Annotated in this window: 12 protein-coding genes and 3 pseudogenes; 13 read left to right on the top strand and 2 right to left on the bottom strand. The window is 60.9% G+C overall.

Annotated elements, in window-relative coordinates:
• The first annotated feature begins 44 nt into the window (after positions 1 to 44).
• The 6 genes and pseudogenes from cbiE (at position 45) to ACRESH_RS02310 (ending at position 5559) form a co-directional block, all read left to right on the top strand.
• Positions 45 to 1256, top strand: a complete 1212-nt coding sequence (gene cbiE, locus ACRESH_RS02335) for a precorrin-6y C5,15-methyltransferase (decarboxylating) subunit CbiE (RefSeq protein WP_431740412.1) — start codon at positions 45 to 47, stop codon at positions 1254 to 1256.
• Positions 1249 to 2331, top strand: a pseudogene (locus ACRESH_RS02330) (cobalt-precorrin-5B (C(1))-methyltransferase); the annotation flags it as partial. The gene cbiE and the pseudogene ACRESH_RS02330, both read left to right, overlap by 8 nt.
• A gap of 98 nt (positions 2332 to 2429) precedes the next feature.
• Complete coding sequence (locus ACRESH_RS02325; protein ID WP_431740411.1) at positions 2430 to 3146, top strand: cobalt-precorrin-6A reductase; 717 nt, start codon at positions 2430 to 2432, stop codon at positions 3144 to 3146.
• 73 nt (positions 3147 to 3219) lie between these two features.
• A pseudogene (vapB, locus tag ACRESH_RS02320) lies at positions 3220 to 3451 on the top strand (type II toxin-antitoxin system VapB family antitoxin).
• Positions 3452 to 3730: 279 nt separating this feature from the next.
• The gene (locus ACRESH_RS02315) at positions 3731 to 5158 is read left to right on the top strand and encodes a PAAR domain-containing protein (RefSeq protein ID WP_431740410.1); all 1428 of its coding nucleotides are present in this window, start codon (positions 3731 to 3733) and stop codon (positions 5156 to 5158) included.
• Positions 5155 to 5559 (top strand): hypothetical protein, encoded by a 405-nt coding sequence (locus ACRESH_RS02310; RefSeq protein WP_431740409.1) that lies wholly within the window; start codon positions 5155 to 5157, stop codon positions 5557 to 5559. The genes ACRESH_RS02315 and ACRESH_RS02310 overlap by 4 nt, the downstream gene beginning before the upstream one ends.
• A 98-nt stretch (positions 5560 to 5657) precedes the next feature.
• Here ACRESH_RS02310 and ACRESH_RS02305 read toward each other — a convergent pair whose 3' ends face one another.
• Positions 5658 to 5945: a DUF3077 domain-containing protein gene (locus tag ACRESH_RS02305; RefSeq protein WP_431740408.1), complete on the bottom strand. Its 288-nt coding sequence runs from the start codon at positions 5943 to 5945 to the stop codon at positions 5658 to 5660.
• Positions 5942 to 6220, bottom strand: coding sequence for a hypothetical protein (locus ACRESH_RS02300; RefSeq protein WP_431740407.1), 279 nt, complete (start codon positions 6218 to 6220; stop codon positions 5942 to 5944). The genes ACRESH_RS02305 and ACRESH_RS02300 overlap by 4 nt, the downstream gene beginning before the upstream one ends.
• Positions 6221 to 6604: 384 nt before the next feature.
• Here ACRESH_RS02300 and ACRESH_RS02295 point away from each other — a divergent pair, with 384 nt between their 5' ends.
• From ACRESH_RS02295 to ACRESH_RS02265, 7 genes and pseudogenes are all read left to right on the top strand, one after another.
• The gene (locus ACRESH_RS02295; RefSeq protein WP_431740406.1) at positions 6605 to 7042 is read left to right on the top strand and encodes an NfeD family protein; all 438 of its coding nucleotides are present in this window, start codon (positions 6605 to 6607) and stop codon (positions 7040 to 7042) included.
• Positions 7043 to 7065: 23 nt separating this feature from the next.
• A complete protein-coding gene (locus tag ACRESH_RS02290) occupies positions 7066 to 7923 on the top strand; it encodes an SPFH domain-containing protein (RefSeq protein WP_431740405.1) in 858 nt (285 codons plus the stop codon).
• A 118-nt stretch (positions 7924 to 8041) separates the two neighbouring features.
• Positions 8042 to 8428, top strand: a complete 387-nt coding sequence (locus ACRESH_RS02285) for a DUF2946 domain-containing protein (RefSeq protein WP_431740404.1) — start codon at positions 8042 to 8044, stop codon at positions 8426 to 8428.
• Between the two features lie 47 nt (positions 8429 to 8475).
• Positions 8476 to 8946 (top strand): copper chaperone PCu(A)C, encoded by a 471-nt coding sequence (locus ACRESH_RS02280; protein WP_431740403.1) that lies wholly within the window; start codon positions 8476 to 8478, stop codon positions 8944 to 8946.
• A gap of 19 nt (positions 8947 to 8965) precedes the next feature.
• Complete coding sequence (locus ACRESH_RS02275) at positions 8966 to 9382, top strand: DUF2946 domain-containing protein (protein WP_431740402.1); 417 nt, start codon at positions 8966 to 8968, stop codon at positions 9380 to 9382.
• An 80-nt stretch (positions 9383 to 9462) separates the two neighbouring features.
• Positions 9463 to 11529: a TonB-dependent copper receptor gene (locus ACRESH_RS02270; protein WP_431740401.1), complete on the top strand. Its 2067-nt coding sequence runs from the start codon at positions 9463 to 9465 to the stop codon at positions 11527 to 11529.
• A 58-nt stretch (positions 11530 to 11587) separates the two neighbouring features.
• A pseudogene (locus ACRESH_RS02265) lies at positions 11588 to 12616 on the top strand (PepSY-associated TM helix domain-containing protein).
• Positions 12617 to 12637: the final 21 nt, after the last annotated feature.

Genomic DNA, 12637 nt, shown 5'->3' with positions numbered 1-12637 from the left:
ATGAAAAGCCTGCCGGTCGGATTGCTGGGTATTGAGGAAAATACATGTCGCCGTGGCTGACAGTAGTAGGTATCGGTGAGGACGGTTTCAGTGGTCTGGGCAGAAATGCCCGGCGTGCACTGCTGGGCGCAGCAAAGGTGTTTGGCGGCCAGCGCCAGCTGGATTTGCTGCCGCATTGTATCCGCAGCGAACGCCTGCTGTGGCCCAGTCCCTTCTCCCTGGCGCCAGTGCTGGCCCTGCGCGGTGAACCGGTATGTGTACTGGCCAGCGGCGATCCGATGTTCTTCGGCGTTGGCGCCAGCCTGGCCCGCCAACTTGCACCTGAAGAAATGCGTGTGTTGCCGATGCCTTCCTCCTGCGCTTTGGCCGCCGCCCGCCTGGGCTGGCCCCTGCAGGACGTGACGACACTGTCCGTGGTAGCCCGCCCCCTCGCCGCGCTCAATGCCCATTTCTACAGCGGCGTGCGCTTGCTGGTGCTGAGCAACGACGGCAGCAGCCCGGCAGCCATTGCCGCCCTGTTATGTGAGCGCGGTTTTGGCCCAAGCCGGATGCAAGTCTTCGAACACCTTGGCGCAAGTGCCGAGCGCTGCCTTGAGGGCACTGCCGAGCACTGGCCGCACACACAAATTGCCGACTTGAATCTGGTCGCCATCGAATGCCTGGCTGCACCCGATGCGCCGCGCCTGTCGCCACTGGCAGGCCTGCCTGATTCCGCCTTCCAGCACGACGGACAACTGACCAAGCGTGACGTACGTGCCATCACCCTCGCCCGCCTGGCGCCACAACCGGGGGAGTTGCTCTGGGATGTCGGCGCTGGCAGTGGCTCGATCGGCATCGAATGGATGCGCGCACATCCCAGTTGCCGGGCGCTGGCCATTGAGTCCGATGAGGGTCGCCAACAACTGATCGAGCACAACCGCGATACCCTCGGCGTCCCCGGCCTGCAACTGATCCGTGGCCGTGCTCCGCAAGCGCTGCACGGCCTCGAGCGCCCGAATGCCATCTTCATCGGTGGTGGCGTGACCCGTGAAGGTGTGCTGCAGCACTGCTGGGAGCAACTGCGCCCGGGTGGTCGTCTGGTGGCCAATGCCGTCACCCTGCAAAGCGAGCTGACCCTGGTCAGCTGGCGCGAGCAGCATGGCGGCGAACTGACCCGCATCCACATCGCCCAGGCCCAGCCCTTGGGCGAGTTCGATACCTGGCGCCAGGCCCTGCCGATCACCCTGCTAGAAGCGATCAAGCCCGCAGATGCGTGACGAAACCCAGGAACACCCCGCCCCACTGCGTAGCGGCCTGACCACCGGCAGCTGTGCCACCGCCACCAGTCTTGCGGCGGCACGCCTGCTGCTGATCGGCGCTCAGGACGACGCTGTACAGATCACCTTGCCCAAGGGCAAGCAAGTGCAGATGCGCCTTGAGTTCTGCCGCTTGTTTGAAGGCGGAGCCGAAGCCGGAACCCTCAAAGATGCCGGTGACGACCCGGATGTCACCCATGGCGCCCTGCTCTACAGTTGTGTGCGCTTGCTGGCCGAACCCGGCGTGCGCTTTGTCGCCGGCAATGGCGTTGGCACCGTGACCCGCCCCGGCCTGGTCCTGGCGGTGGGCGAACCGGCAATCAACCCGGTACCGCGGCGGATGATGACCGAGCACCTGCAGCGGCTTGCCGATGAGTGCGCTTACAACGGCGGTTTCGAAGTCACGGTGAACGTGCAAGACGGTGAACACCTGGCGCTGAAAACCATGAACCCGCGCCTGGGCATTCTTGGCGGTCTGTCGATTCTCGGCACCAGTGGCATTGTTCGGCCTTTCTCCTGCTCGGCCTACATTGCCTCGATCCACCAAGGCATCGATGTAGCCAAAACCAACGGTTACCTGCACATCGCCGCCTGCACCGGTAACGCTAGTGAAGACACCATGCGCCGGGTCTACAACCTGCCGGAAATTGCCTTGATCGAAATGGGCGACTTCGTCGGTGCGGTGCTCAAGCACCTGCGCAAGGTGCCAGTGGATAAACTCAGCCTGTGCGGCGGCTTCGGCAAAATCAGCAAGCTCGCTGCCGGGCACATGGACCTGCACAGCCGCCACTCCAGCATCGACTTGCCGCAACTGGCCGAATGGGCTGCGGCCATTGGTGCCGACAGTGACTTACAAGCCGCGATTCGTCTGGCCAACACCAGCCAGCAAGCCTTGGCCATGGCTAGCGCTGCGGGCATCGCCTTGGGTGATGCGGTCTGCGCCCATGCCCTGGCCTTTGCCCGTAGCGTGGTGCCTGCCCAGGTGCAGGTAGAAGTATTTGCCATCGATCGGCAAGGTGGCATCGTCGGCCATGCCGATCACTCTGGTGGGAGCGAGCTTGCCTCGCGATACTATGTGACTGGAAACACGCAATCGCGGGGCAAGCCCGCTCCCACCGAGAGGTAAGCGACCGTATGAGACGTATCTTGCTGCTCGGCGGCGTCACCGAGGCATTGGCCATTGCCCGTACCCTGGGCCCTGCGCATGTCTACAGCCTGGCCGGGATTGGCCGGGTGCCCAGTGACTTGAGTTGCCAGGTGCGGGTTGGCGGTTTTGGTGGGGGCGAGGGCTTGGCCGCCTATCTGCTCACCGAAAACATCGACCTGTTGATCGACGCCACCCACCCCTATGCCGCACAGATCAGCGCCAACGCAGCCCGCGCCGCACGGCTCACCGGCATCCCCTGCTGGGCCCTGCGACGGCCGGCCTGGCAGGCGCAAGCCGCAGATGACTGGCGCGAAGTGGCTGACTGGGCTGAATTGATCGAAGCGCTGCGGCCGTTTCGGCGCCCGCTGTTCACCCTTGGTCGCGAGCCCTTGCAGCATCTCCACGAAATCCCGGCGCAGCAGTTCTGGACCTTGCGTGCTCTGGAAGCCTGTCCGGGCAATGAGCGTTGCGAAGTCATCGGTGCACGCGGGCCGTTTCACCTCGAAGACGAACGTGCGTTGTTCGAGCGTCGGCAGATAGATGTGTTGATCAGCAAGAACAGTGGCAGCGGTGCTACTGAACCCAAGCTCGAAGTTGCGCGGGAGCGTGGTCTGCCAGTGCTGGTTTTGAAGCGGCCTGAGTTGCCGGTGGTGGATAGGGAGTTCTTTGCTGTTGGTGAGATAGTCACAGCACTCAACCTGTAACGTTTATACCTTTGACATATATCTCGCTCGGCATAGCCTCAGACGTACATTTACGCTTCCAAGGAGGCCATGCATGGATCAAGGTTCAGTCTTCAAAAGCAACCGCGGCCAGCTCATCCGCTTGCCACAATCTGTCGCATTACCCAAGGACTGTCACGCGTGTGGATGTTGTCGCCATCGGTCGCACTCGAATCATTTCACCCGCGGGTGAAGAGTGGGGCAGCTGGTTCGAGGGTGAGTGCGTAAGCCCGGATTTCATGGCCTCGCCGGAGCAGTCATCTGATCAGGAGCCTGAAGGGTTCTGACTCTCAAATTCATGCTCGACAGCAACAGCAGTGAATTCAGCCGCGCCTAAACGCAATGAATCCGTATTCGGGTCCGCTCCTGCCCATCACGATTGGGGGGCAAGAAGACATCAGCAGACACAAGCCTGTCTTTTCTCAGGGGATTTTCTTGCATCAATCCGTCAGGACTGACAATTAATTCCGAGAGTGGCGTAGGACATTTCCGTATCGTTTTCTACTGAGTTTTGCCTGTAAATGCCGTGCTAGGTTCCGGGCTCCACTTGCTCAAGGAATCAGTGCATGGCCAAGCGTATGAACATGAATGGCCGTGGCGCCGGGTTGCATGGCGACCAGACCACCACCGGAGCCACCTGCCTCAGCAGTCAGGCCGCTCACACCCAGAACGGGGTCGGCCACCTGCGTCTGGGAGACGCCACCACGCCCTGTCCGCAGTGCGGTCGGGCTGGGGTTATTGCCGAAGGCTATCCGGCCTGGAAGGTTAACGGAGTACCGATTGCCGTTGATGGTGCGCAGATCAACTGCGGCTGTCCGCCCGGCAGAAACCGGCTGTTAGCGCCCTTGGGCGGCAGGGGGTCTCCGGGTACGCGCACCTCCGGCGGCTATTCCGAGCCAAGCCCTCAGGCCCGCAATGCGTCTTCGTCGACGACCACATCCAGCTTCGCTTCCTCGGCCCGCCCGATGCCGGCCACGTCCGCCGCGCCGGGAACACTGGAGCCTGGCTTTTATGTGGTGCCGCGCAGCATGTCCGGCCAGCAGGTGCTGGCCCAGTTAGGCAGTGACAGCCGCTACTTGTCGGCTCGGCTACACCGGCTCAATCCCACCTTTGCTCAGGGCTTCAAGGCGGGCGAGTTGTTCGTCATGGGCGATCTGAACAACGACACGGCCTGCACGCGAGAAGAGGCTCAATTGATGGCTGCTGCCGCTCAGGTCCGTGAGGCTTTGGCGCCACTCAACGAGGAAGAGGCCAATTTCATGGTCCGCTACCAAGGTGAGATTGCCGGGTTGCTCAGTGGTGCGAGCCTGTCGATGGGGGTTGGTAAAGATATGCTCGACCAGGGGTTACGGCAGGTCCAAGGCAGCTTGCGTGCGCTTGAGCAACTGCACCAACGCATGTTCAGCACTTATGGGCACCTGAATAGCCCGGAGTTCTTCGCCTCACGTCAGCAGTTGTACCGCCAGCTAGATGCTCAGTTGAAGAGCGCGTTTCTCAGCAAACAATTGAATCTGGGCGGCTACGACAGCTTGCGTCGTGATCTCGGAATCTCAACTAAAAGCCTGGTGCACCACTGGAGCCGCGCCGGTGCGCCGGGTGAGATTCCGGGTTATGCCACGCATCTGGACCAGGTGGCCAAGACAGCGAAATACCTTAAGTACGGGGGATATGTCGGGATTGCGCTAGGTGGCAGTGCTTCAGTGCTCAAGGTGCAGGAGGTATGTCGGGCTGGGGAAACTGAGGCGTGCAAGAGAATCCGCTTTACCGAAGCTGGGAGTTTTTCCGGGGGCTTGGCTGGCGGAGCGGCTGGCGCCTTCGCCGGAACCCATGCTGCTGTTTTCGCCTGTGGTGCTGTAGCAGCGGCCACAGCCCTAGTGGGGGGAGCTGTATGCGGAATTGTTCTAGTAGGCGGGGGATCAATTGCAGGTGGTGTCGGAGGGGGCAAGACAGGGGAGCTCATGGGAGAGGAACTTTACAACTGGACTGAGAAATGACACCTGACTTCTATCTTTCGTGGCATCCGGGATTACGCTTGACTTTCCTGTTCGCCCCTTTTGTTTTCAGTTTGTTAGGCGTAGCAATGAGCACCTATATGGCTTGGAGCCGTGACTTTGAACTCATGATTGCGAGTCTTCAAAACAGTCTTTGGGTTAAACAACAGGTCCCTTTTTTTGGAGTGACCCGGTTGACGTCACGCTGCTACCTGCTCGGTACAATCTGCGGAGCGTTGCTCTATCCCAAAACCAGTGTTCGGTTGGGGATGTTCGATGCAGATGACTTACGTAACTTCCCTCCCGCGTTGCGCAGGCGATTACTGGTGGCTACCTGGCTGATAATTATTGGCATGGCCTGGATGTTCATCGGCCTTGGCTTGATTAAATTATCGCAAAGCTAAAAATTCACAGCGACGAAAAAGGCGAGCCCATGGACTCGCCTTTTTTCCGCCTGCGCCGGTAGCAAATTCCGGCAGATGCGTGGAAGCCACACATCCAATCAAGGCATTAGGGTAGGCCTCTGTCGGCCAAGTTCAACGTCATCGATAAGCGCCTTGGCAAACCCACTCAAGTAGTAAGCTGCCCAGAGACAGTCGCCGTCTTCTTCCAGAACACCTGACAAAATCAGCTTGTGCGCGCACTTCAACACTATCGGGGCCTGCTCCAGCGCATAGTCGCAGGGGATGTCAGGAGCTACCGTAAAAAGGTCCATAGGTGGTTTTTTGCTGCTGATGAACCCAGCGACACCCGGTGTCTTGCCCGCCTTGGCTTGCTCATCCTCGCTCATGCTTTCGCCCCCTGACCGTTGCCGGACTCCAGTTGCATTAGCGCATGCTCGACCAAGGCCCTGGCACATTCCGCCGAATGCAGCACATTCACCAGCATGCCCTGGCCGGGTTCGAGGGCACGGCCCCGACAGTATTCGTCGGTGGTCTCGGAAATGCCGCGCAGCAGTTCGCTGGCATAGGCCAGAGAGTCGGTGGGGATCAAGTTGCTGTGGATGCTGAAGTACGGGGTGGTGATGATCTGGTGGGGAGGTGGATCGGGGACGAGCTTTTTCATGGCGTTATCCTCACATCATTCTCAGGAACCGCCACCTGATCCTTCTCACGGGAAAAGGGTGGCAGCCATACGCGGGGTGAGAAACCGAGGATGTGAGGACTCGGCCAGACCGAAGCCTGCCCGCGCACAGCTGCCATAACATGACTACCACTCACACATCATCGGGTTCTCACGCCCGGTCGCCAATGGACGACCTGAGGAAACTAGCCCTGATGAATCTCTCCTACAACAGAGAAAAGGCGGCAGCGTCCGTAGGATAGTTCCTAAAGGCAGGAAATCTGAAGTTTTCAATGCAGCCCCACTACTGTTTCAGAACTTTCTGAATAGCCCACCAGCCACCCCTGTCTTACACTGCCCTCTTCTCTCCTGGAAGAATTCGCCCATATGGAAATGCAATGGTGGATCTGGCTGGTGTTCGGATTCGGCCTGATTGTGCTCGAACTCGTTCTGCCGACCTTCTTCATTCTCTGGTTCGGCATCGGCGCTGTGCTGGTGTCGTTCATCGCCTACCTGGCACCAAGCCTGCAGCTCGACATGCAGGTCCTGCTCTGGGTGGCGCTCTCGTCCATCACCACGCTGCTGTGGTTCAAGGTGTTTCGCAAGAAGAAACCGGACACCCGCTGGACCGCCGACAACGTGATCGGTGAGGTCGGCCTGCTCACCGCGGCGGTCTCGGAGTTCCAGAAGGGCCGTGTGCGATTCCAGAAGCCTATCCTCGGCAACGAGGAATGGGTCTGCGTTGCCGATGCCGAAATCCCCTCGGGCGAGCGTGTACGCATCACTGCCATCGAAGGCAATACTGCCCGGGTTACCCGGGCTTGATCAGCAGAAGGAAAGCTTGACTCATGACCAGTCTCATCATCGCCGGTACCCTCGCCGCCTTCGTCATCATCACCCTGTTCAAGGGGGTGCGCATTGTGCCCCAGGGCGAGGAGTGGATCGTCGAGCGTCTGGGTCGCTACCACGCCACCCTCAAACCCGGCCTGAACATCGTCATTCCCTACATGGACGTGGTCGCCTATCGCCTACCGACCAAGGACATGATCCTCGACGTGCAGCAACAGGAAATCATCACCCGCGACAACGCGGTCATCGTCGCCAACGCGCTGTGTTTCGCCAAGGTCGTCGATCCGCAGAAGGCCGCCTATGGGGTGCAGGATTTCGCCTATGCCGTCACCAGTCTGACCATGACTTCGCTGCGCGCCATTGTCGGCGCCATGGACTTGGACGAAGCACTCTCCAGCCGCGAGCAGATCAAGGCCCGTCTGCGCGAAGCGATGTCGGAACAGACCGAGGACTGGGGCGTGACTGTACGCTCGGTCGAGATCCAGGACATCAAGCCATCGGAAAACATGCAGGCCGCCATGGAACGCCAGGCCGCTGCCGAGCGTGAGCGCAAAGCCGACGTCACCCGCGCCGAAGGTGCCAAGCAGGCCGCCATTCTCGAAGCCGAAGCACGCCTGCAATCGGCCAAGCTCGATGCAGAGGCACAAATCAACCTGGCCGAAGCCTCGGCCCGCTCGATCACCCTGGTCAGGGACGCCGTAGGCAACGAGATCACACCAGCGATGTACCTGCTGGGCGAGCGCTACATCGGTGCAATGGAAAACCTGGCCGGCAGCGGCAACGCCAAGGTCGTGGTGCTCCCGGCCGACCTGCAGGAAACCGTTCGTGGATTGATGGGCCGTAACAAGGCCGTTTGACCCTCAGTTCCAGTCAAAAACCGGGCCTCTGCGACACTTCATCGCATGCCCGGCTTTTTTACATATACTTCCAACTCTGGCTAAATAGCCACCACTCGAATCCTGACCGGATCTCTCCATGCCTTCACATCGGCTTGCCCATGCTTGGATCGCCTGCTTTGCAGTGCTGTTCAATCTGCTGGCCATGCCGTTGTCTGCTGCCGCGCCGAAAAGCCAGAGCGAACAGTTGCTCTGGGGGGCGTTCTGCTCCACTGGCGGCACCAAGCTGATCGCCATTTCCCTGAGCCCGCCTGATGGCGGCCAGCAGAACGATGATCACTCGACCATGCAGCATTGCTGGTGCTGTTCCGGGGCCGCGCCCCTGTTGGCACTGCCAGGGCATCCACCGCGGTTGCTGCTGCCTGCCCAGGACTTTGCTCCTCCCAAAGTACTGCTCACTGCCAACCAGCCGACCCCGCGCCAGCTGTGGCCGGCGCTGAACCCGCGCGCCTCCCCTCTGGCCTGATTTCACTACGCTCACTATTGCGAACCTGAATCGACTGGAGAATCACCATGTTCAAGAACGCCCTGCTGCTGGCTGCCCTGTTGCTGCCGGCGACCTTGGCCACTGCCCACGAATACACCAAGGGTGACCTGCATATCTCCCATCCGTGGTCGCAGGAGCTGCCGCCCAACGCGCCTAACGTCGCCGCCTACTTCGTTGTACACAACAACGGCACGAGCGCCGATACGCTGCTCAGTGTCGACAGCCCGATCAGCGGCGATGCCCAGTTGCACGAGCATATGCACAAGGACGGCCTGATGAAGATGCAGCAGGTGCAGAGCGTCGAAGTGCCCGCTGGCGGGGAGCTGAAATTTGCCCCTGGCGCCTACCACGTGATGCTGATGCAGCCCAAGGACCGCAGCCTGCTCACTGACGGCAAACACTTCCCGTTGACCCTGCATTTCAAGAATGCCGGCGATATCACCGTCGAAGTCGCGGTCCAGAAGCAAGCTCCCGAAGGCGAAACACACAGCCACTGACCGCTGAACGCTGCTCACCATGAGCATCGCCCGCAGCAGCCTCACCCGCCCCGCGCGCCCTGACTCCAGAAGGGTTCGCGGCAGCTGGCTGAGCCTGTTCGCCATGTTGATGATCTTTATCGGCCCACTGGTTTCCCAGTCGATGCCGATGGATCACCGTGCCATGTCGACAGACATAAGCATGGACAGCAGTGCTGATTGCCATGCTGAAAACCACCACGGCAACAGTTCTTCACTGCAGGTGATCTGGGAGAAGTGCGGCTACTGCAGCCTGTTCTTCCACTGCCCGGCACTACCCCAGGCCTTGAGCCTGCTCAATACCGGGGCAGCACCTGCCAGCGGCACCTTGATCGTCCAGCCCCGCCATGCCCATGCCCGGCAGACCGTTTTCCCCGGCGCCCGAACCCGCGCCCCACCGTCCTTCATCGTCGTCTGAAAACACCTTCCGCGCTCAAGGCTCCGGCACCTCGCCGCTGACTTTGCGCGCCCTCATGACTGATCGATGTTGGAATCACTATGTCCAGCTGTACTGCTGTCTTTCGTTTGTCCCTGCGCGGGACCCTCGCCGTGATCTGCGGCACCCTGCTCAGCCCCTTCGCTCTGGCCGTCAGCCAGCCCGTTGACGAACACGCTCACGACAATTCCGAGCTGAGCCCGACGGTCATCACCGCCGTCGCCCCCAGCTCACCCCTGACCATCGTCACCAACCCCAAAGACCCGCGCCAACCGGTGCCGGCCAGCGATGGCGCCGACTACCTGAAAACCATCCCCGGCTTTTCCGCGATCCGCGCGGGCGGCACCAATGGCGACCCGGTGCTGCGCGGCATGTTCGGCTCACGCCTGAACATCCTCACTAACGGCGGTGTGATGCTCGGCGCCTGCCCTAACCGAATGGACGCCCCCACCTCCTACATCTCGCCGGAAACCTACGACCGCCTGACCGTGATCAAGGGCCCACAAAGCGTGATCTGGGGCCCAGGCGCATCCGCCGGGACCATCCTCTTTGACCGTGACCCGGAGAAATTCGGCGAGCTCGGCAGCCGGGTCAACGCCAGCTTGCTGGCCGGTTCCAATGGGCGCTTCGATAAAGTCCTCGACACGGCTGCGGGCAACGCGCTTGGCTATGTGCGCTTTGTCGGCAACCAGTCGCACTCGGACGACTACGAGGACGGCAATGACGATACTGTGCCGTCGCGCTGGGACAAATGGAACGGCGATGTGGCCCTGGGCTGGACACCCGATGCCGACACTCTGGTGGAACTCACTGCCGGCAAGGGCGATGGCGAAGCCCGTTACGCCGGACGCGGCATGGACGGTTCGCAGTTCAAGCGCGAGAGCCTGGGCCTGCGCTTCGAGAAATCCAACATTGGCGAGGTCTGGGACAAACTCGAAGCCCAGGTCTACTACAACTACGCCGACCATGTGATGGACAACTACAGCCTGCGCACGCCCTCGGGCATGGGCATGATGGGGATGCCCATGGTCAGCAACGTCGACCGCCGCACGATGGGTGGCCGGCTCAAGGGCACCTGGCGCTGGAGCGAGCTGCAATTGATCGCCGGCGTCGACGCACAGACCAACGAGCACCGCCAACGAGGCGGCATGGGCATTGATGTTCACAAGGCGATGCCCTGGACCAAAGACGCCGACTTCCACAACTACGGCATGTTCGGCGAACTGACCTGGTATGCGGCCGAGCAGGACCGCGTGATCACCGGTGCGCGCCTGGACCGCGCCTCGGCCAAGGACTATCGGGGAACCAGCGCCACCAGTGGCGATACCCGCGCTGACACCCTGCCCAGCGGCTTTGTCCGCTACGAGCATGACCTGGTCGAAATCCCGGCCACCACCTACATTGGCCTCGGCCACGCCCAGCGCTTCCCGGATTACTGGGAGCTGTTTTCGCCCAAATCGGGGCCAGCCGGTTCGGTCAATGCTTTCGACAGCATCAAACCTGAGAAAACCACTCAGCTGGACTTCGGCATCCAGTACCAGAGCGAAGACCTGCAAGCCTGGGCGTCAGGCTACGTCGGGCAGATCCGCGACTACATCCTGTTCGACTACCGCACCAACATGATGGGCATGAGCCGCTCGCGGGCGCAGAACATCGACGCCCGGATCATGGGCGGCGAACTGGGAGCAGCTTACCTGTTGACCTCAAACTGGAAAGCCGACGCAACCCTGGCCTACGCTTGGGGCAAGAACAGCAGTGATGGCACAGCGCTGCCGCAGATGCCACCGTTGGAGAGCCGCCTGGGCCTGACCTACAGCCGTGACGATTGGAGCGCCGGGGCTTTGTGGCGGGTAGTGGCAGCCCAGAACCGCATCGCCGAGAACTACGGCAACGTGGTCGGCAAGGACTATGAAAAAAGCGCGGGCTTCGGGGTGTTCTCGCTCAATGGCAGCTACAAGGTCAGCCAGCACCTGAAGCTCAGTGCCGGGGTCGACAACCTGTTCGACAAGGCCTATGCCGAACACCTGAACCTGGCAGGCAATGCCGGCTTTGGCTATCCCGCAACCGATCCACAGGCCATCAATGAGCCGGGGCGCACGCTCTGGACCAAAGTCGACCTGAGTTTCTGATCCAACCCCTGGGCGCGATCGTTGATCGCGCCTTACCTGGACAACATGGGAGCACACCATGAGCAAACCGCCGATCACCTTCTACAACCTGGCCTGGCGTTGGCACTTCTATGCCGGGCTGTTCGTCGCCCCGATCATGATCCTGCTGGCGATCACCGGGATCATCTACCTGTTCAAGCCGCAGCTTGATCCCTTGCTCTACCGCGATTTGATGGTGGTCGAGGCCGGGCACCACACGCAAAGCGCCGACAGTTTGCTGCAGCAGATGCACCAGGCTTACCCCAAGGGCCAGGTCAGCCAGTACCTACCGGCCGTAGCGCCCAGTTCGTGGTGACGGATGCAAGCGGGGGAACTGAATGTATTCATTAACCCTTACAACGGCAAGCTGCTGGGTGAGCAGGACGCAAAAAACAACCTGCAAGCGGTCGCCCGTGCCCCCTGCTATGGCGCGATCTGCATGCCGTTACCGGCTTTTGGGGTTCGGCACTGCTGCTGTTGATGCTGCTCAGCGGGATGACCTGGACCGGCTTCTGGGGCAAGCACTACGCCGATGTGTGGAACAGCTTCCCGGCAGCGATGTGGAACGACGTGCCCACGTCCGATCAGCAGGCCCGTGAATTAAACAGCGCAACCCGTCAGACCGTGCCCTGGGCCGTGGAAAACACGCCCATGCCGCAATCCGGCGCCCACGCCGAACATGCCGGGCACACTATGGGGGCAAGTGCACCGGCAAGGTCCTGGTGGATGTGCGCTGGCAGGATTACAACAACGTTGCTCGCGCAACTGAGCTTGGGGTGATGCTGCATGAGGGCAAGATGTTCGGCCCGCTCAATCAGATCATCATTTTGTTGGTGTGCCTGATGATTCTGCTTGGCTCGGTCAGCGGCCTGGTGATGTGGTGGAAGCGTCGTTCCGAGGGCGGTCTTGGCGTACCGCCACTGCGTCATGATCTGCCACGCTGGAAGACTGCGACTGTGATCATGCTGATGCTCGGCGCTGCTTTCCGCTGGTGGGCGGCTCGATGTTGCTGGTGTGGCTGGTGGATCGCTATGCACAACCGCTGGCCCGGACAAATCCGCTAACATAGGCACCCGCTTTCGACAGGACT

The sequence above is a fragment of the Pseudomonas sp. genome, from assembly GCF_050739775.1.
Taxonomy (GTDB): Bacteria; Pseudomonadota; Gammaproteobacteria; order Pseudomonadales; family Pseudomonadaceae; genus Aquipseudomonas.
This window is presented reverse-complemented; position numbering and strand designations above follow the sequence as displayed.

Excerpts from the sequence above, each read along its gene's own strand:
- cbiE (WP_431740412.1), top strand. The coding sequence starts at position 45 with ATGTCGCCGTGGCTGACAGTAGTAGGTATCGGTGAGGACGGTTTCAGT.
- ACRESH_RS02325 (WP_431740411.1), top strand. The coding sequence starts at position 2,430 with ATGAGACGTATCTTGCTGCTCGGCGGCGTCACCGAGGCATTGGCCATT.
- ACRESH_RS02295 (WP_431740406.1), top strand. The coding sequence starts at position 6,605 with ATGGAAATGCAATGGTGGATCTGGCTGGTGTTCGGATTCGGCCTGATT.
- ACRESH_RS02310 (WP_431740409.1), top strand. The coding sequence starts at position 5,155 with ATGACACCTGACTTCTATCTTTCGTGGCATCCGGGATTACGCTTGACT.
- ACRESH_RS02300 (WP_431740407.1), bottom strand. The coding sequence starts at position 6,220 with ATGAAAAAGCTCGTCCCCGATCCACCTCCCCACCAGATCATCACCACC.
- ACRESH_RS02305 (WP_431740408.1), bottom strand. The coding sequence starts at position 5,945 with ATGAGCGAGGATGAGCAAGCCAAGGCGGGCAAGACACCGGGTGTCGCT.
- ACRESH_RS02290 (WP_431740405.1), top strand. The coding sequence starts at position 7,066 with ATGACCAGTCTCATCATCGCCGGTACCCTCGCCGCCTTCGTCATCATC.
- ACRESH_RS02270 (WP_431740401.1), top strand. The coding sequence starts at position 9,463 with ATGTCCAGCTGTACTGCTGTCTTTCGTTTGTCCCTGCGCGGGACCCTC.
- ACRESH_RS02280 (WP_431740403.1), top strand. The coding sequence starts at position 8,476 with ATGTTCAAGAACGCCCTGCTGCTGGCTGCCCTGTTGCTGCCGGCGACC.
- ACRESH_RS02315 (WP_431740410.1), top strand. The coding sequence starts at position 3,731 with ATGGCCAAGCGTATGAACATGAATGGCCGTGGCGCCGGGTTGCATGGC.
- ACRESH_RS02275 (WP_431740402.1), top strand. The coding sequence starts at position 8,966 with ATGAGCATCGCCCGCAGCAGCCTCACCCGCCCCGCGCGCCCTGACTCC.
- ACRESH_RS02285 (WP_431740404.1), top strand. The coding sequence starts at position 8,042 with ATGCCTTCACATCGGCTTGCCCATGCTTGGATCGCCTGCTTTGCAGTG.